The 16,978-nt window shown below is 71.2% G+C and carries 18 protein-coding genes; 17 read left to right on the top strand and 1 reads right to left on the bottom strand.

Annotated elements, in window-relative coordinates; all coding sequences use genetic code 11:
- Positions 1 to 113 precede the first annotated feature (113 nt).
- From ABZ128_RS30215 to prcA, 4 genes are all read left to right on the top strand, one after another.
- Complete coding sequence (locus tag ABZ128_RS30215; RefSeq protein ID WP_030016348.1) at positions 114 to 326, top strand: ubiquitin-like protein Pup; 213 nt, start codon at positions 114 to 116, stop codon at positions 324 to 326.
- 198 nt (positions 327 to 524) lie between these two features.
- A complete protein-coding gene (locus ABZ128_RS30210; protein WP_356852425.1) occupies positions 525 to 956 on the top strand; it encodes an endonuclease VII domain-containing protein in 432 nt (143 codons plus the stop codon).
- A complete protein-coding gene (prcB, locus tag ABZ128_RS30205; protein ID WP_356852398.1) occupies positions 908 to 1,747 on the top strand; it encodes a proteasome subunit beta in 840 nt (279 codons plus the stop codon). The genes ABZ128_RS30210 and prcB overlap by 49 nt, the downstream gene beginning before the upstream one ends.
- 43 nt (positions 1,748 to 1,790) lie before the next feature.
- Positions 1,791 to 2,555, top strand: a complete 765-nt coding sequence (prcA, locus tag ABZ128_RS30200) for a proteasome subunit alpha (RefSeq protein ID WP_356852397.1) — start codon at positions 1,791 to 1,793, stop codon at positions 2,553 to 2,555.
- A 66-nt stretch (positions 2,556 to 2,621) separates the two neighbouring features.
- Here prcA and ABZ128_RS30195 read toward each other — a convergent pair whose 3' ends face one another.
- A complete protein-coding gene (locus ABZ128_RS30195; RefSeq protein WP_356852395.1) occupies positions 2,622 to 3,620 on the bottom strand; it encodes a LacI family DNA-binding transcriptional regulator in 999 nt (332 codons plus the stop codon).
- Positions 3,621 to 3,769: 149 nt separating this feature from the next.
- Between ABZ128_RS30195 and ABZ128_RS30190 the strand changes: the two genes are divergently transcribed.
- The 13 genes from ABZ128_RS30190 (at position 3,770) to ABZ128_RS30130 (ending at position 16,975) form a co-directional block, all read left to right on the top strand.
- A complete protein-coding gene (locus ABZ128_RS30190; RefSeq protein ID WP_356852393.1) occupies positions 3,770 to 5,020 on the top strand; it encodes an MFS transporter in 1,251 nt (416 codons plus the stop codon).
- A 58-nt stretch (positions 5,021 to 5,078) separates the two neighbouring features.
- Positions 5,079 to 6,440: a Pup--protein ligase gene (gene pafA, locus ABZ128_RS30185; RefSeq protein WP_356852392.1), complete on the top strand. Its 1,362-nt coding sequence runs from the start codon at positions 5,079 to 5,081 to the stop codon at positions 6,438 to 6,440.
- Positions 6,441 to 6,543: 103 nt separating this feature from the next.
- Positions 6,544 to 7,482, top strand: a complete 939-nt coding sequence (locus tag ABZ128_RS30180; RefSeq protein ID WP_356852390.1) for an FKBP-type peptidyl-prolyl cis-trans isomerase — start codon at positions 6,544 to 6,546, stop codon at positions 7,480 to 7,482.
- 39 nt (positions 7,483 to 7,521) lie between these two features.
- A complete protein-coding gene (locus ABZ128_RS30175) occupies positions 7,522 to 7,899 on the top strand; it encodes an FKBP-type peptidyl-prolyl cis-trans isomerase (RefSeq protein ID WP_356852389.1) in 378 nt (125 codons plus the stop codon).
- Between the two features lie 144 nt (positions 7,900 to 8,043).
- Positions 8,044 to 9,000 (top strand): WYL domain-containing protein, encoded by a 957-nt coding sequence (locus ABZ128_RS30170; protein ID WP_356852388.1) that lies wholly within the window; start codon positions 8,044 to 8,046, stop codon positions 8,998 to 9,000.
- 158 nt (positions 9,001 to 9,158) lie between these two features.
- Complete coding sequence (locus ABZ128_RS30165; protein ID WP_356852386.1) at positions 9,159 to 10,127, top strand: WYL domain-containing protein; 969 nt, start codon at positions 9,159 to 9,161, stop codon at positions 10,125 to 10,127.
- A gap of 167 nt (positions 10,128 to 10,294) precedes the next feature.
- On the top strand, positions 10,295 to 10,567 hold the full coding sequence (locus ABZ128_RS30160; RefSeq protein ID WP_356852385.1) for a hypothetical protein: 273 nt from the start codon (positions 10,295 to 10,297) through the stop codon (positions 10,565 to 10,567).
- A 51-nt stretch (positions 10,568 to 10,618) separates the two neighbouring features.
- On the top strand, positions 10,619 to 10,819 hold the full coding sequence (locus ABZ128_RS30155) for a hypothetical protein (protein WP_356852384.1): 201 nt from the start codon (positions 10,619 to 10,621) through the stop codon (positions 10,817 to 10,819).
- 210 nt (positions 10,820 to 11,029) lie between these two features.
- On the top strand, positions 11,030 to 11,323 hold the full coding sequence (gene tatA / locus ABZ128_RS30150; RefSeq protein ID WP_356852382.1) for a Sec-independent protein translocase subunit TatA: 294 nt from the start codon (positions 11,030 to 11,032) through the stop codon (positions 11,321 to 11,323).
- A gap of 77 nt (positions 11,324 to 11,400) precedes the next feature.
- On the top strand, positions 11,401 to 12,366 hold the full coding sequence (tatC, locus tag ABZ128_RS30145; RefSeq protein WP_356852380.1) for a twin-arginine translocase subunit TatC: 966 nt from the start codon (positions 11,401 to 11,403) through the stop codon (positions 12,364 to 12,366).
- Positions 12,367 to 12,383: 17 nt separating this feature from the next.
- Entirely contained in the window at positions 12,384 to 13,283 is a 900-nt protein-coding gene (locus ABZ128_RS30140) for a diacylglycerol kinase (RefSeq protein WP_356852378.1), read from the top strand.
- Positions 13,284 to 13,355: 72 nt separating this feature from the next.
- A complete protein-coding gene (locus tag ABZ128_RS30135) occupies positions 13,356 to 16,208 on the top strand; it encodes a DEAD/DEAH box helicase (protein ID WP_356852377.1) in 2,853 nt (950 codons plus the stop codon).
- A 92-nt stretch (positions 16,209 to 16,300) separates the two neighbouring features.
- Complete coding sequence (locus ABZ128_RS30130; protein WP_356852375.1) at positions 16,301 to 16,975, top strand: helix-turn-helix domain-containing protein; 675 nt, start codon at positions 16,301 to 16,303, stop codon at positions 16,973 to 16,975.
- Positions 16,976 to 16,978 lie beyond the last annotated feature (3 nt).

Raw genomic sequence — 16,978 nt, 5'->3', positions numbered from 1 at the left:
CGGGACGAATGTCGGACCCTCCTTGTAGGGTCCGACGTAGGGTCTGATCTTGAGGGATCCCGATCCCGGGGTCCCTCGACGTGAGCGTGCGAACCGAGCGGGGTGAGGTAGACATGGCGACCAAGGACACCGGCGGCGGACAGCAGAAGGCGACGCGCTCGACCGAGGAGGTCGAGGAGGCGGCGGTCGAGGAATCGACCGACCTCAAGGAGCGCCAGGAGAAGCTCTCCGACGACGTCGACTCCGTACTTGACGAGATTGACGATGTACTCGAAGAGAATGCTGAGGATTTCGTGAGGTCGTTCGTTCAGAAGGGTGGCCAGTAAGGCCATTTGACCTTCGAATCGAAGGTGGGGGGCGCGGAGTAGTTGTCCGAGGTCACGAAGCGGTGCTCGCGATGCAAGCAGAACAAGCCGCGAACGGAATACGCGAGCAACCGCTCCATAGCCGACGGCTTACAGTCGTATTGCCGGTCGTGCGCTGCGGCCTACTACAAGGCGCGCCAGGAAGCGAAGGGTCGGACGGTGCGGGAGAGGATACCCGTACCGCCCGGCCACAAGCGGTGCCCCCAGTGCCAGGAAATCAAGCCTCACTCGGAGTGGGAGCAGAACAAGACCACGTCCGATGGGTGGTCCAGCTACTGCCGTACGTGCAGAGCGCAGCGCAACCGCGCCAGCTACTTCAAACGCAAGTACGGCATCACCGAGGGTGAGCGGGACGAGATGATCGCTGCCCAAGGCGGGCTTTGCTTGCTCTGCCAAGTGGGTCCGGCGGAGCACGTGGATCACGATCATCAGACGGGTAAGGTCCGAGGCGTACTGTGCTTCAGCTGTAACGCCGCACTGGGGCAGTTCAAGGATCGGCCGGACGTCATAAGGCGTGCAGCCGCTTACGTGGAAGGAAACCTGTGGAACCCAACACTCGTAGCACAGGGCGTCTACCGGCAGCCTTCCTGACGCCGGGGTCGTCGTCCTTCATGGACTTCCTGGGCGCGCACGCGCCCGAGATGCTGCCGGGGAACCGCAAGCTCCCCGACGGGGTCGTCGAGGCGCCGCACGGGACGACCATCGTCGCCGTCACCTTCCCCGGCGGGGTCGTGCTCGCCGGTGACCGGCGGGCGACCATGGGGAACATGATCGCGCAGCGGGACATCGAGAAGGTGTTCCCGGCCGACGAGTACTCCGCGGTCGGGATCGCCGGTACGGCCGGTCTGGCCGTGGAGATGGTCAAGCTGTTCCAGCTGGAGCTGGAGCACTTCGAGAAGGTGGAGGGGACCACTCTCTCCCTGGAGGGCAAGGCCAACCGGCTCTCCACCATGATCCGGAGCAATCTGGGCATGGCGATGCAGGGGCTGGCCGTCGTCCCGCTCTTCGCGGGCTACGACGAGGCCAAGGAGAAGGGCCGGATCTTCTCCTACGACGTGACCGGCGGCCGCTCCGAGGAGCACGGCTTCGCCGCCACCGGCTCCGGTTCCATCTTCGCCAAGGGCTCCATGAAGAAGCTCTACCGCCCCGACCTGACGGAGGAACAGGCCACCACGCTGGTCGTGCAGGCGCTCTACGACGCGGCCGACGACGACTCGGCGACCGGTGGGCCGGACCTCTACCGCCACATCTACCCGATCGTCACCGTCATCACCGACGAGGGCTTCCGCAGGCTGACCGAGGAGGAGTCGCAGGCGATCGCCCGCTCGGTCACCGACCGGCGGCTTGAGCAGCCCGACGGGCCGCGCGCGGCCCTGCTCTGACCACTCCTCGTCTCGTCGCCCAGAAGAAAGGGACGGATAACCGGTGTCGACTCCGTTCTATGTGTCACCCCAGCAGGCCATGGCCGACCGGGCGGAATACGCCCGCAAGGGCATCGCCCGCGGCCGCAGCCTCGTCGTGCTGCAGTACGCCGACGGCATCGTGTTCGTCGGCGAGAACCCGTCCCGTGCGCTGCACAAGTTCAGCGAGATCTACGACCGGATCGGCTTCGCGGCCGCCGGCAAGTACAACGAGTACGAGAACCTGCGGATCGGTGGTGTGCGGTACGCGGATCTGCGCGGATACACCTATGACCGCGACGATGTGACGGCCCGTGGGCTGGCCAACGTCTATGCGCAGACGCTCGGCACCATCTTCTCCTCGGCCGGCGAGAAGCCGTACGAGGTGGAGCTGGTGGTGGCCGAGGTCGGTGCGACGGCGGCCGGTGACCAGATCTACCGTTTGCCGCACGACGGTTCGATCGTGGACGAGCACGGTTCGGTCGCGGTCGGCGGCAATGCCGAGCAGATCAGTACGTTCCTCGATCAGCGGCACCGGGACGGGATGACCCTGTCCGAGGCGCTGAAGCTGGCGGTGCAGGCGCTGTCCAGCCAGGCGAACGGTGCGGACAAGACGATTCCGGCCGAGCGGCTGGAGGTGGCGGTGCTGGACCGGACGCGGTCGCAGCAGCGCAAGTTCAAGCGGATCCGCGGCCGGCAGCTGTCGCGGCTGCTGGAGGCGGATGTTCCGGCGGACGTCCAGGCGGATGCCGTGTCGAACGACGAGGTGGCGGAGGACGACGCGGAGTAGCGGAGCTGTCCCTGTGGACGAGAGCCCCGGCCGGCCCGAAGAGGGCGGCCGGGGCTCTCGCCGTGTTCAGGGTGTGGGGGCGGGGCCCGAGGAGTCGCGGACGACGAGTTCGACGGGGATGTCGGGGGCGGTCCAGGGCTCGCCCTCCAGGACGGTGAGCAGGGCGGTCATGCCCTGCTCGCCGATGCGTTCGGCGGGCAGGCGTACGGTCGTCAGCTCGGGTTCGACGGCGGTGGCGAGGGCGAGGTCGTCGAAGCCGGTGATCGAGAGGTCCTCGGGGATGCGCAGGCCGAGGCGGCGGGCGGCCTTGCAGGCGCCGGCGGCGAGGATGTCGTCGTCGCAGACGATGGCGGTGGGCCGCTCGCCCGGGGCGGCCAGGGCGGCCTCCACGGTGGTGCGGGCGTCGGTGACGGTGAGCGGGGCCCGGATGGTGCGGCACTGGGCGTGGGGGCCCAGGAGGGCGGCGAGGGCTTCGGCGCGGACGTGGAAGGTCCAGGAGTCGACGGCCGAGGCGAGGTGGAGGAAGCGGCGGTGGCCGAGGTCCAGGAGGTGTCGGGTGACCTGGCGCATGCCGTCCGCCATGGCGAGGTTGACGTGGGCGGCGGCGCGGCCGGCGGTGGGGTCGCTGTCGAGCATGACGAGGGGGAGTTCGGTGCCGCCGATGGCGTCGAGGGCGCCGGCGGCCATGGAGGAGGCGATGACTCCGTCGAGGGCGGCGCGGGCGGAGGCGAAGGGGTCGCGGGCGGGGCCGGTGCCCTCGGGGGAGGGGTAGAGGACGACGCCGAAGCCGTGGGCGGAGGCGATGCGGGCGGCTCCGGTGTAGACGCGGGCGAAGAACTCGTTGGTGAGGGCGGGGACGACGAGGAGGGCGGTGCGGGTGCTGCCGAGCCGGAGGTTGCGGGCGGCGAGGTTGGGTCGGTAGCCGAGTGTGGCCGCGGCTTCGCGGACCAGGCCGGCGGTGCGTTCCGAGACGCGGCCGCGCCATTTGTCGCCGAGGACGAGGGAGACGGTGGCCTGGGAGACCCCGGCGGCGGTGGCGACGTCCCGGCTGGTGGGTCTCGTCACAGGGGCTCCTGGAATCGCGGTGGAGGGCGGGGGTGCCGGGTCCGCGGGCCGGTGGCCGTCTGGACTGCCGAGCTGCGGCCATGGTACGTATGACGAGTCACGTTATACGTATTACCCGGGTGGTAGTGTCCGGGCAGAAAGGGGCGCACATGGCCGCGGGATACGCGGAGCTGCTCAGGACCCGGCACGCCGCGAGGCTGCTGGTGGGCACGCTCACAGGGCGGTTGCCGAACGCCACCGCGCCGATCGCCATCGTGCTGTTCACGCGCGCCGAGGGCGGCAGCTACAGCCTCGCGGGCGCCCTCGCGGCCGTCTACGGGCTGGCCAACGCCGTCGGGCAGCCGCTGCTGGGACGCGCCGTCGACCTGTACGGGCAGTCCCGCGTCCAGCTGCCCGCGGCGCTGGTTTCCGCGCTCGGCATGGTGTGGCTGGCCTTTGCGGGCACGGGCTCGGCGGTGGCCGCGTACGCCGCCGTGGTCGTGGCCGGGCTCTTCACCCCGCCGCTGGAGGGCGGCCTGCGGGCGCTGTGGCCCGGCGTGCTCGGCGGCAAGGAGGAGCGGGTGCACGCCGCGTACGCGATGGACGCGGTGGCGCAGGAGGTCATGTTCACGGTCGGTCCGCTGCTGGTGACGCTGTTCGTGGCGCTGTGGGATCCGGCGGGGGCGCTGCTGGTGCTCAATGCGATCGGTGTGCTCGGTGCGCTGTCCGTGGTGGTCAGCGAGCCGTCGCGGACGTGGCGCTCGGCGCCCCGCGAGGCCCACTGGCTGGGTGCGCTGCGCTCGCCGGGGCTGCTGGCGCTGCTGGGGTCGTTCTTCTTCGTGGGGACGGCGCTGGGCTCGATCACCGTGGCCGGTGTCGCGTACGCCGATGACCACGGCAACCAGGCGGTGTACGGCTGGCTGATGGCGGCGCTGGGGCTGGGCGCGCTGGTCGGCGGCGTGGCGTACGGGGCCCGGCAGTGGGGCGGCGCGCCGGAGCGCCGGCTGCGGCTGCTGGTCGCGCTGCTGGCGGTCTGCTACCTGCCGCTGATGCTGACGCCGGGCCCGGTGGGCATGACGGCGCTGGCGGCGCTGGCGGGGGTGTTCCTGGCGCCGGCGATCGCGTGCGCCTTCATCGTGGTGGACCGGCACGCCCCGGCGGGCACGGTGACCGAGGCGTTCTCGTGGCTGGTGACGTTCTTCGGGGTGGGCGCGGCCATCGGTACGGCGGCGGCCGGTCCGGCGGTGGAACTGGGCGGGACGGCCATGGGCTTCGGGGTGGCGAGCGTGGCGGGGGCGGCGGCGCTGCTGGTCCTGATGACCACTCAGCGGATCCTCGCCGTCCCCGGCCGGACCCGCACCGTGACGGGCGCCGTGGCGGCCGCCCCGGAGGGCTGCTCGGAGCACGTCGCCGCCAATTGATCGAAACGGCGTTCTCGAACCCGGTTTCAGAACAGTGCAGAAGGCGTAATGTTCAGTCATGGACCGCCGCATTTTCGGGCTGGAGAACGAGTACGGCGTCACGTGCACGTTCAGGGGACAGCGCCGACTGTCTCCTGACGAAGTGGCGCGCTACCTCTTCCGCCGTGTTGTGTCATGGGGCCGCAGCAGCAATGTCTTCCTGCGGAACGGCGCCCGCCTGTACCTCGACGTGGGTTCGCATCCGGAATATGCAACTCCCGAATGCGACAACGTGACCGAACTGGTCACCCACGACAAGGCGGGCGAGCGCATTCTCGAAGGCCTGCTCGTCGATGCAGAACGCCGCCTGCACGAGGAGGGAATCGCGGGCGACGTCTATCTCTTCAAGAACAACACCGACTCGGCCGGCAACTCCTACGGCTGCCACGAGAACTACCTGGTGGCACGGCACGGGGAATTCTCCCGCCTGGCGGACATCCTCATTCCGTTCCTCGTCACGCGGCAGCTGATCTGCGGGGCGGGCAAGGTGCTGCAGACCCCGCGGGGCGCGGTCTACTGCGTGAGCCAGCGGGCGGAGCACATCTGGGAGGGCGTCAGTTCCGCGACGACCCGTTCCCGGCCGATCATCAACACCCGGGACGAGCCGCACGCCGACGCGGAGCGCTACCGCCGCCTGCACGTGATCGTCGGCGACTCGAACATGTCCGAGACGACGATGCTGCTCAAGGTCGGCGCCACCGACCTGGTGCTGCGCATGATCGAGGCGGGCACGGTCATGCGGGACCTCACCCTGGAGAACCCGATCCGGGCGATCCGCGAGGTCAGCCACGACATCACGGGCCAGCGCAAGGTGCGTCTGGCGAGCGGCCGGGAGGCCTCCGCGCTGGAGATCCAGCGGGAGTACTACGACAAGGCGGTGGACTTCGCGGAGCGCCGCGGGATCCGCAGCGGCACGGTGGACCAGGTGCTGGAGCTGTGGGGCCGGACGCTGGACGCGATCGAGGCGGAGGACCTGGACCGCATCGAGACCGAGATCGACTGGGTCATGAAGTACAAGCTCATCGAGCGGTACCGGGGCAAGCACAACATGACCATGTCCAATCCGCGGGTGGCCCAGATAGACCTCGCCTACCACGACATCCACCGTCGGCGCGGGCTGTACTACCTGCTGGAGCGCAAGGGGCAGGCGGCGCGGATCTGCAACGACCTGAAGATCTTCGAGGGCAAGTCGGTGCCCCCGCAGACCACGAGGGCGCGGCTGCGCGGTGACTTCATCCGCCGGGCACAGGAGCAGCGGCGCGACTTCACCGTCGACTGGGTGCACCTCAAGCTCAACGACCAGGCGCAGCGCACCGTGCTGTGCAAGGACCCGTTCCGCTCGGTGGACGACCGGGTGGAGAAGCTGATCGCCGGCATGTGACATCTCACTGATCTTCGCCAGGGCCCCGTACGGATCTCGTACGGGGCCCTGCGCACGCCTTAGAGTGGCGGCGACCGCTTGCCGTCTGAGATCTGAGGAACACGTGCGCCGACTTGCCGGCCTGCTTGTCGTACCCCTTCTGCTGCTGTCGACAGCAGCGTGTGGCGACAGCGGCTCCGACTCCGCCCAGATGAAGAACGGGGTGCCCGCCATCACGAAGGGCGCCAAGTTCGGAGAGACGCCCACCCTGTCGAAGGGCAAGGGCGACCCGCCGAAGGAACTGAAGGTGGAGACCATCAGCGAGGGCACCGGCCCGGCGCTGAAGAAGGGCGACGTCGCCCAGGTCAACTACCTCGGCCAGGTGTGGGACGGCAAGGAGCCGTTCGACCAGAGCTTCGGCAAGGGCAAGCCGTTCGAGGTCACCATCGGTGCCGGAATGGTCATCAAGGGTTGGGACCAGGGCCTGGAGGGCAAGAAGGTCGGCAGCCGCCTGGAGCTGGTGATCCCGCCGGACCTGGGGTACGGGGAGAAGGGCTCCGGCGACAAGATCAAGCCGAATGCCACGCTCGTCTTCGTGGTGGACATCGTCAAGGGCACCAGCGTCCCGGCCTCCGCCACCGGCAAGGAGGTCGCGCAGGACAACAAGGACCTCCCCAAGGCCGGTACGAACACGGACGGCAAGGAAGTCTCCGTGACCGTCCCCAAGGACGCCACCCCGCCGTCGAAGCTCGTCTCGAACTACGTCCTTGAGGGTGACGGCCCGGCCGTCAAGGACACCGACAGCGTCGTGGTGAAGTTCAACGGCAAGACGTGGAAGGACGACAAGACCTTCGAGAGCACGTACGCCACGGACCAGACGGTCACCTGGCCGATGGAGCAGCTGTCGGTCAAGGGCCTGAAGGACGGCCTGCTCGGCAAGAAGGTCGGCAGCCGCATCCTCCTGGTCATCCCGCCGGACCAGGCCTTCGGCGACAAGGAGCAGGGGACGATCCCGGCGAACTCGACGCTGGTCTTCAGCCTCGACATCCTCGCCGTGATGTAAGACTGTCCCCGTTGTCCACCAGTTTTTAGGAGCAGTTCCGTGAGCGACAAGCTCGAAAAGCCCGAGATCGACTTCCCCGAGGGCCCGGTCCCCACCGACCTGGTCATCGAGGACATCTGGGAGGGCGACGGCGCCGAGGCCAAGGCCGGTTCCAAGGTCTCCGTCCACTATGTGGGCGTGGCCTTCTCCACCGGCGAGGAGTTCGACGCCTCCTGGAACCGCGGCGCCCCGCTGCAGTTCATCCTGGGCATCGGTCAGGTCATCTCCGGCTGGGACCAGGGCGTCCAGGGCATGAAGGTCGGCGGTCGCCGCAAGCTGACGATCCCCGCCCACCTCGCGTACGGGGACCGCGGCGCCGGCGGCGCCATCAAGCCGGGCGAGACGCTGATCTTCGTCTGCGACCTGATGGCCGCCTGATCCGCCAGGCGTGACCGGTGAAGGGCCCCCGCCGTGCGGCGGGGGCCCTCGCTTTTGCCGGGGCCCGCCGGGGCGGTACGGTCAACGGTCACGGACGTACACGACGCGCAAGTCGTGTGAGCGGAGAAGGGCGGAACGGCGTCGATGGCGATTGCCAAGGCCGAGCGGCTGATGAATCTGGCGCTGTGTCTGCTGGGGACGCGACGGCCGCTGAGCAAGCGTGAGCTGCGCGGTTCCATCGAGGCGTACATGGAAGCGGGCAACGACGACTCCTTCAACCGCATGTTCGAGCGGGACAAGGACGATCTGCGGGAACTCGGCCTGGTCATCGAGACGGTGGAGAACCTGGAGGGCGAAACGGGCTACCTGGCACGCCGGGACAGCAACCGGCTGCCCCCCGTCTCCCTGGACGCCGAGGAGGCCGCGGCCCTGGGGCTGGCGGCGAAGGTCTGGCAGCAGGCCCGCCTCGCCGGGGCCGCCAGCGGCGCCCTGCAGAAGCTGCGGGCCGGCGGGATGCCGGAGGCGGGCTCCCCGTACGAGGGCCAGCACAGCGCCATCGAGCCGCGCATCCCGGTCCACGAGGCGGCGTTCGAGCCGCTGATGCTCGCCTGCCGCGACCGCCGGCCGGTGGTCTTCGACTACCGCAAGTCCACCGCGGCCCGGCCCGAGACGCGCCAGGTGGAGCCGTGGGCGCTGGAGTGCTGGCGCGGGCACTGGTACCTGGCCGGGTACGACCGCGAGCGCGGGGCGGAGCGGGTGTTCCGCCTCTCCCGGATCACCGGCAAGGTCCGCTCGCGGGCGGGCAGGTACACCGCCGAGGTGCCGGACGTGGTGACCGTACGGGAGACCGTCGCGAGCTGGGCCGGGGAGAGCGCCGACCGCACCGCGCTGATCCGGTTGCGGGCCGGGGCGGGCTACCCGCTGCGGGCCAGGGCCGCGGCCGTGCGCGAGGGCGCGGACGGCTGGGACGAGCTGGAGATCCCGTACGGGCACGGGCTGGACGCCTGGCTGGTGGAGTTCGGGCCGGACGTGGTGGTGGTGGGGCCCGCCGACCTGAGGGCGGACGTGGTGGACCGGCTGCGCGCCGTCGCCGCCGGCTGACACCGGCCGCGCACGCACCGTACGCGCCCCGCGGCCGCACCACCCCGCCGCGCGGGCCGCGGCCGCCGCCCACGCCGCACCACCACAGCACCGCATCGCACTGCACCTGCACGACCGCACCGTCCGCATGACGTGCCCTGAGGGGGAGACGTACCAGCATGGCTGCCAACGCCATCGACCAGACCCGCCGGATGCTGTCCCTGGTGACCTACCTGCGCGAGCGCCCCGGCGCGCACGTCGCCGACGTCGCCCGCGCCTTCGGGATCACCGAGGACGAGCTGATCTCGGACCTCGACGTGCTGCCCATGTGCGGCACCAGCTTCCGCGGCGGGGACCTGCTCGACATCGACACCGACGGCGAGCGCATCTGGTGGCGCAACCCCGACGCATCGGGGGAGTCCACCGCCGAGCCGCTGCGGCTGGCCGCCGACGAGGCGACCGCCCTGCTGGTCGCCGCCCGCGCGGTGGCCACCCTGCCCGGCCTGCGCGAGAGCGACCGGGACGCCCTGCTGCGGGCCACCGCGAAGCTGGAGGCGGCGGCGGGCGAGGCCGCCGGGGCCAGCGCCCGGCTGAACGTGACCTTCGAGGCGGAGGGCGGGGTCTTCGCCGACGTCGACCGGGCCATCGCCGAGCGCCGCAGGCTGTGGCTGCGCTACTACTCGCCCGCCCGGGACGAGCTCACCGAGCGCAAGGTCGACCCCATCCGCCTCTTCACGGTCGGCCACACCTACATGGAGGGCTGGTGCCACCTCTCCGAGGCCCGGCGCACCTTCCGGCTCGACCGGGTGGCGGAGATCCGCATGCTGGACGAGCGGGCCGAGCCGCCCGCCATCGAGCCGCGCGACCTGTCCGAGGGGCTCGTGCAGCCGGCCGCCGAGGACCCGGAGGTCGTGGTCGAGGTCGGGCCGGGCGGGCGCTGGGTCGCCGAGTACTACCCGCACGACAGCGCCGAGGAACTGCCCGGCGGCGGCCTGCGGATCACCCTGCGCAGCCCCGACCCGGCCTCGCTGCGCCGGCTCGCGCTGCGGCTGGGCCGCGAGGGCCGCATCGTGGCGCCGCAGGAGCTGGCGGACAGCGCCCGCCAGGCGGCCCGCGAGGCGCTCGCCGGGTACGGGGAACAGGGCTGAGCGCCGCGGCGCACGGCCGGGGAGCCGTACGCGGGCCGCGCCCGGGGCAGGGCCCGCCATGGGCGGGCAGCGCCGTGGGCAGGCTGTGCCGGGGGCGGGCCGCCGGTCGGCGGGCCGTGCCGTACGCAACAGAAGTGGGCTGAGGGGAGCGCCGAGCGATGTCGCCAATGTCTGGGCCACGGGGTGTGTCCGCCGCCGCCGGGCCGCCGGGGCGGCCCGCCGCGCCGGGGCCGGTCTCCTTCAAGGCGGCCTGCCCCGAGTGCGGGGCCCGTTTCGAGCTGGACGCCGGCGCGCTGCGGCTGGTCATCGGCGGCAGCCGGCGGACCACCTTCTACTCCTTCACCTGCCCCGAGTGCCGTGCCTCCGTCCGCAAGCCGGCGGGTGAGCGGATCGTGGAACTGCTGACCGGCGGCGGCGTGAGCACCCTGCGCAGCATCTGAGGCGGCGGGTGGCCCCGCCGCGACCGGCCGGGCATCCCCTAAGCTCGTCCCATGCTGTGGCCCATGCTCGCGATCGCCCTGGGGTTCCTCGGGTGCGCCGTCCTCGCCGTCGCCGCCCTGCGCGTGTTCGGGGAGGTGCGGCGGCTGTCCGCCGAGGTGGCCCGGTCCAGCCGCCGGGTCGCGGACGCCTCGGCGGAGCTGGAGCGGGCGGCGACGGACCTGGCCCGGGCGGGCCAGGCCGGCCGGCCGTAGCGTGCGCCCGTATCCGTACGTCTATGGCAAGTGCGGCACGGGCCCCGTACGGTCGGGTCCGGACCGCCGGAGCCGTACGCAAGCCGGGAGACCCCCGGGGATTGCCGGGCGTTAACCCCCGGGGGTTACGATCCTTGTCGAGCGGCTACGGATCTCCTCCGAGGTCGCCCGCCACCACAACCAGCCGTTTCGGTGAGAAGGAAGACACACATGATCGGCAATCTGAAGCCCCTTGAGATCCTTCTGATCATCGCTGTCATCGTGCTGCTGTTCGGTGCCAAGAAGCTCCCCGAGATGGCCCGCTCCCTCGGCAAGTCGGCCCGCATCCTCAAGAGCGAGGCGAAGGCCATGAAGGCCGAGGGCGCGGCGGACGACAACGCCACCGCCGCCACGGTCGCCGACCAGACGCCCCAGCAGGCGGCCCCGCGCACCATCAAGGCGGCCCCCGGTGACGTGACGAGCTCGCGGCCCGTCGGCGAGCCGAACCACACCGCCCAGGGCTGACCGTCCGTCCGCGGCCGCCTTCCGGGCCGCGGTCACACCGGCCATCCGGCCATCTGCAACGAGACAAGGGACGTGGGTTGCTCAAGTCTGCCCGCAAGCAGGGGAAGCAAGGCAAGCAGGCGAAGGACGCCGAAGGGCGGATGCCGCTTGTCGAGCACCTGCGTGAGCTGAGAAACCGCCTGCTCAAGTCGGTCCTGGCGATCCTCGTGATCACCGTCGTGGCGGCCTTCTACTACAAGGACCTCATCGACTTCATGCTGAAGCCGATGCTGGACTCCGTCGGCTGCACCGACGGGGTGGTCTCACAGCGCAACGGCCGGCCCTGTGCCGACATGACCGTGAACGGCCTCATCGCCCCGTTCTCGATCGCCCTGAAGGTCTCGCTCACTGCCGGCGTGGTGCTCTCCGCCCCGGTGTGGCTCTACCAGCTGTGGGCCTTCACCGCCCCCGGGCTGCACAGCCACGAGAAGAAGTACGCGATGAGCTTCGTCGCGGCCGGCGCGCCGCTGTTCGGCGCCGGCGCGGTGCTCGCGTACAAGCTGCTGCCGCAGACCGCCACGATCCTCCTCGACTTCACCCCCGAGCACGCGCGCAACCTGCTCCCGGTCGACGACTACCTCGACCTGGTCACGCGCATGGTCGTGGTCTTCGGCCTCGCCTTCGAGCTGCCGCTGCTGCTGATCCTGCTCAACTTCACCGGGGTCCTCACGGCGAAGCGGCTGGCGAGCTGGTGGCGGGCCATGGTGCTGGGCATCACGATCTTCGCCGCGTTCGCGACCCCGACCGGTGACCCGCTCACCATGCTGTCGCTGGCCGCGCCCATCGTCGCCCTGTACTTCATCGCGCTCGCGATCTGCCTGGTCAACGACCGCAGGCGCAAGCGCGCCAATCCGGACGCGCTGCTCTCCGACGACGAGGCGTCCGAGCTGGACCTCACGCCCGCACCCATCGGCGCGATGGAACCCGTCGCCCCCGCGGCCGCCCTGCCCGAGCAGGTGGACGGCGAGCACCGGCGGATCAACGGTTACGACGACGCGACCTGACCGGTAGATTCCCCAGGGTGAGCGCCGAGATCACCCTCTTCGTCAACCCCACCGCGGGCCGCGGCCGGGGCGCGCACGCCGCGCAGCCGGCCGCTTCCGCGCTCCGGGCCGCAGGCTTCTCCGTACGGACCGTCGTCGGCACCGACGCCGGCGACGCGCTCGACCGGCTGCGCGGTGCGGTACGGGAGGGCACGGGGGCGGTGATCGCCGTCGGCGGCGACGGCATGGTCTCGCTGGCCCTGCAGGCCGTGGCCGGGACTCTGGTGCCGCTCGGCGTGGTGGCGGTGGGCACCGGCAACGACTTCGCGCGGGCGCTGGGGCTGCCCGTACGGGATCCGGCGCAGGCGGGCCGGCTGGCCGCCGAGGCGCTCAAGGAGAGCCGGATCCGGGAGATCGACCTCGGGCGCGTGGGCGGGGCGGACGGCGGCACCTGGTACGGGACGGTGCTGTGCTCCGGCTTCGACTCCCGGGTCAACGACCGGGGCAACCGGATGCGGCTGCCGGCGGGCCGCTTCAAGTACGACGTGGCGATGCTCGCGGAGCTGGCCGCCTTCAGGCCGTTCCCGTACCGGATCACCCTCGACGACGGCCCGGTGATCGAGACTGAGGCCACGCTGGTCGCCGTCGGCAACGGCTCCTCGTACGGCGGCGGGATGCGGATCTGCGCGGACGCCGTTCCCGACGACGGGCTGTTCGACGTCGTGGTCGTCGGCGACTGCAGCCGGACCACCCTGCTCTCGGTCTTCCCGAAGGTCTACCGGGGCGCCCACCTGAGCCACCCGAAGGTGAGCGTCCACCGGGCCGCGAAGATCACGCTGGAGGCCCCCGGGATCACCGCCTACGCGGACGGCGAACCGCTCGGCCCGCTGCCGGTGACGGCCGAGTGCGTACCGGCGGCGGTCCGGCTGCTGGCGTAGGGGATCCCGTCCCCGGGGTGCGATAAAAGATCGAGACTGTTGTCAGAGGCGACGGGTAGGCTCGATAGCAAGATGACCGAAGAACTTTCACCCGCCGAGCGGTACGCCGCTGCCCGGATCCGCGCCGCCGAAGAGGCCACCGCCCTGTTCCCCTTCCGCGCGATGTACGACTTCGACCTGGACCCGTACCAGGTCGAGGCCTGCAAGGCCCTGGAGGCCGGCAAGGGCGTGCTGGTCGCCGCCCCGACCGGCTCGGGCAAGACGATCGTCGGCGAGTTCGCCGTACACCTGGCCCTGCAGCAGGGCCGCAAGTGCTTCTACACGACGCCCATCAAGGCCCTGTCGAACCAGAAGTACGCCGACCTGGTCCGGCGCTACGGCGCCGCCAAGGTGGGGCTGCTGACGGGCGACAACAGCGTCAACTCCGAGGCGCCGATCGTGGTCATGACCACCGAGGTGCTCCGCAACATGCTGTACGCGGGCTCGCAGTCGCTGCTGGGCCTCGGCTACGTCGTGATGGACGAGGTGCACTACCTCTCCGACCGGTTCCGCGGCGCGGTCTGGGAGGAAGTGATCATCCACCTCCCGGAGTCGGTGACGCTGGTCTCCCTCTCGGCGACCGTCTCCAATGCCGAGGAGTTCGGCGACTGGCTCGACACCGTCCGCGGCGACACCGAGGTGATCGTCTCCGAGGAGCGGCCCGTCCCGCTGTGGCAGCACGTCATGGCCGGCCGGCGGATCTACGACCTCTTCGAGGAGGAGTCCGACCACGGCGGCCGCGGCTCCGCCCGCCGGGAGGTCAACCCCGACCTGCTGCGGATGGCGCGCGAGGAGAACAGCCGCACGTACGCCCCGAAGGACCGGCGGCGCGGCAAGATGATCCGCGAGGCCGACCGCGAGCGCGAGCGGCGCTCCCGCAGCCGGATCTGGACCCCCGGCCGCCCCGAGGTCATCGCCCGCCTCGACAACGACGGGCTGCTGCCCGCCATCAACTTCATCTTCAGCCGGGCCGGCTGCGAGGCCGCCGTCCAGCAGTGCCTGTTCGCGGGCCTGCGGCTCAACGACGACACCGCCCGCCTGAAGGTGCGGGAGATCGTCGAGGAGCGGACGGCCTCCATCCCCACCGAGGACCTGCACGTCCTCGGGTACTACGAGTGGCTCGAAGGCCTGGAGCGGGGCATCGCCGCCCACCACGCCGGCATGCTGCCCACCTTCAAGGAGGTCGTGGAGGAGCTGTTCGTCCGCGGCCTGGTCAAGGCCGTCTTCGCCACCGAGACCCTGGCGCTGGGCATCAACATGCCCGCGCGCACGGTGATCCTGGAGAAGCTCGTCAAGTGGAACGGCGAACAGCACGCCGACATCACCCCCGGCGAGTACACGCAGCTGACCGGCCGGGCCGGGCGGCGCGGCATCGACGTCGAGGGCCACGCCGTGGTGCTGTGGCAGCGCGGCATGGACCCGGGCGCCCTCGCCGGGCTCGCCGGCACGCGGACGTATCCGCTGCGCTCCAGCTTCAAGCCCTCGTACAACATGGCCGTCAACCTGGTCCAGCAGTTCGGGCGGCACCGCTCCCGCGAGCTGCTGGAAACCTCCTTCGCGCAGTTCCAGGCCGACCGCTCCGTGGTCGGGATCTCCCGGCAGGTGCAGCGCAACGAGGAGGGCCTGGACGGCTACCGGGAGGGCATGACCTGCCACCTCGGGAACTTCGAGGAGTACGCGCAGCTGCGCCGGGACCTCAAGGACCGCGAAACGGACCTGGCCAAGCAGGGCGCGGCCCAGCGCCGGGCCCAGGCGGCCAGTTCGCTGGAGCGGCTCAAGCCGGGCGACATCATCCACGTGCCGACGGGCAAGTTCGCCGGGCTCGCGCTGGTCCTGGACCCGGGCGTGCCGGCCGGGCGGGTCAACGGCCACCGCGGCCACGAGTACGCGGAGGGCCCGCGCCCGCTGGTGCTCACCGCCGAGCGGCAGGTCAAGCGGCTCGCCTCGATGGACTTCCCCGTCCCGGTCGAGGCCATCGAGCGGATGCGGATCCCCAAGAGCTTCAACGCCCGCTCCCCGCAGTCCCGCCGGGACCTGGCGTCCCAACTGCGCGCCAAGGCCGGTCACATCACGGTGGAGCGGCGGGGCCGCGGCCGGTCCGTGGCCGCCGACGACCGCGAGATCACCCGGCTGCGGGCCGCGCTGCGGGCGCATCCCTGCCACGGCTGCGACGAGCGCGAGGACCACGCCCGCTGGGCCGAGCGCTACCACCGCCTCAAGCGGGACACGCAGGCGCTGGAGCGGCGCATCGAGGGCCGTACCAACACCATCGCCCGGACCTTCGACCGGATCCACGCGCTGCTGACCGAGCTGGACTACCTGCGCGAGGACGAGGTCACCGTGCACGGCAAGCGGCTCGCCCGGCTGTACGGGGAGCTCGACCTGCTGGCGTCGGAATGCCTGCGCGCCGGGGTCTGGGAGGGCCTGACCCCGGCCGAACTGGCCGCGTGCGTCTCGGCGCTGGTGTTCGAGGCCCGCCAGGCCGACGACGCGGTGGCGCCGAAGGTGCCGGGCGGAGCGGCCAAGGCGGCGCTGGGCGAGATGGTCCGCATCTGGGGCCGCCTGGACGCCCTGGAGGAGGAGCATCGCATCCACCAGGCGGAGGGCGTCGGCCAGCGCGAGCCGGACCTCGGCTTCGCGTGGGCCGCGTACCAGTGGGCCTCCGACAAGAGCCTGGACGAGGTGCTGCGCGAGGCGGAGATGCCGGCCGGTGACTTCGTGCGCTGGTGCAAGCAGGTCATCGACGTGCTGGGGCAGATCGCCGCGGCCGCCCCGGCCTCCTCCGCTCCGCCGTCCTCGCAGGGCGGGAGCACGGTGGCGCGAAATGCCCGTAAGGCCGTGGACGCGCTACTTCGGGGTGTAGTGGCCTACAGCTCGGTCGGCTAGGCCCTTTTGGGGCTTCCTCCGAGGGTGGGGTTGGCCAGATCTCATCTCTTGCCATGATCGCTCCGGCGTGTCCCTGTGCGACGATCGCAGGCATGACCGGCGGAACGGGTCCGGGCTCGGGAACGGGCCCGGACGATAGGCGAAGACGGGTCGGTCGGCCGCGCGCCGATCAGCTGAGACCACAGAGTGGCCGGCCGCCGCGCGAGGAACTCCTCTGCGCGGCGGCCGAACTGTTCACCCTCCAGGGGTACGCGGCCACCACCACGCGGGCGGTGGCCGAACGGGCCGGAATGCGCCAGGCCACCATGTACCACTACTTCGGCGGCAAGGAGGAACTCCTCGCCGAACTCCTGGAGTCCACGGTCGCGCCCTCGCTGGCGCTGGCCCGGCGGCTGCTCGCCGACACCGGCAGGCCCGCGGCGCAGCGGCTGTGGGAGCTGTGCCGCTCGGACGTGACGCTGTTGTGCGGGGGCCCGTACAACCTCGGCGCCCTTTATCTGCTGCCCGAGGTGCGCGGCACCCGGTTCACCCGCTTCCGCCGGATGCGCGGGGAACTGAAGGACGCCTACCGCACGTTGCTCGACGGCACCACCGCCGGAGCCGAACTGGCCGGCGACCGGGCCGGGCTGGCCCTGCGCAACGACCTGGTGTTCGGCCTCATCGAGGGCGTCATGCTGATCCACGGCTCCGACCCGGGCCGCCCGGTGGCCACCTTCGCGGAGGCCACCGCGGACGCGGCGCTGCGCATCGCGGGAGCCCGGCGCTGAGCC

It is taken from the genome of Streptomyces sp. NPDC006326, assembly GCF_040612915.1.
Lineage (GTDB): Bacteria > Actinomycetota > Actinomycetes > Streptomycetales > Streptomycetaceae > Streptomyces.
Note: the sequence above shows the minus strand (reverse complement) of the source record. Positions and strands in the feature narration are given on the sequence as shown.

Bases quoted from the DNA above. Each gene is read 5' to 3' on its own strand.
- ABZ128_RS30215 (WP_030016348.1), top strand. From the start codon at position 114: ATGGCGACCAAGGACACCGGCGGCGGACAGCAGAAGGCGACGCGCTCG.
- ABZ128_RS30190 (WP_356852393.1), top strand. From the start codon at position 3,770: ATGGCCGCGGGATACGCGGAGCTGCTCAGGACCCGGCACGCCGCGAGG.
- pafA (WP_356852392.1), top strand. From the start codon at position 5,079: ATGGACCGCCGCATTTTCGGGCTGGAGAACGAGTACGGCGTCACGTGC.
- ABZ128_RS30170 (WP_356852388.1), top strand. From the start codon at position 8,044: ATGGCGATTGCCAAGGCCGAGCGGCTGATGAATCTGGCGCTGTGTCTG.
- ABZ128_RS30165 (WP_356852386.1), top strand. From the start codon at position 9,159: ATGGCTGCCAACGCCATCGACCAGACCCGCCGGATGCTGTCCCTGGTG.
- ABZ128_RS30160 (WP_356852385.1), top strand. From the start codon at position 10,295: ATGTCTGGGCCACGGGGTGTGTCCGCCGCCGCCGGGCCGCCGGGGCGG.
- ABZ128_RS30155 (WP_356852384.1), top strand. From the start codon at position 10,619: ATGCTGTGGCCCATGCTCGCGATCGCCCTGGGGTTCCTCGGGTGCGCC.
- tatA (WP_356852382.1), top strand. From the start codon at position 11,030: ATGATCGGCAATCTGAAGCCCCTTGAGATCCTTCTGATCATCGCTGTC.
- ABZ128_RS30135 (WP_356852377.1), top strand. From the start codon at position 13,356: ATGACCGAAGAACTTTCACCCGCCGAGCGGTACGCCGCTGCCCGGATC.
- ABZ128_RS30130 (WP_356852375.1), top strand. From the start codon at position 16,301: ATGACCGGCGGAACGGGTCCGGGCTCGGGAACGGGCCCGGACGATAGG.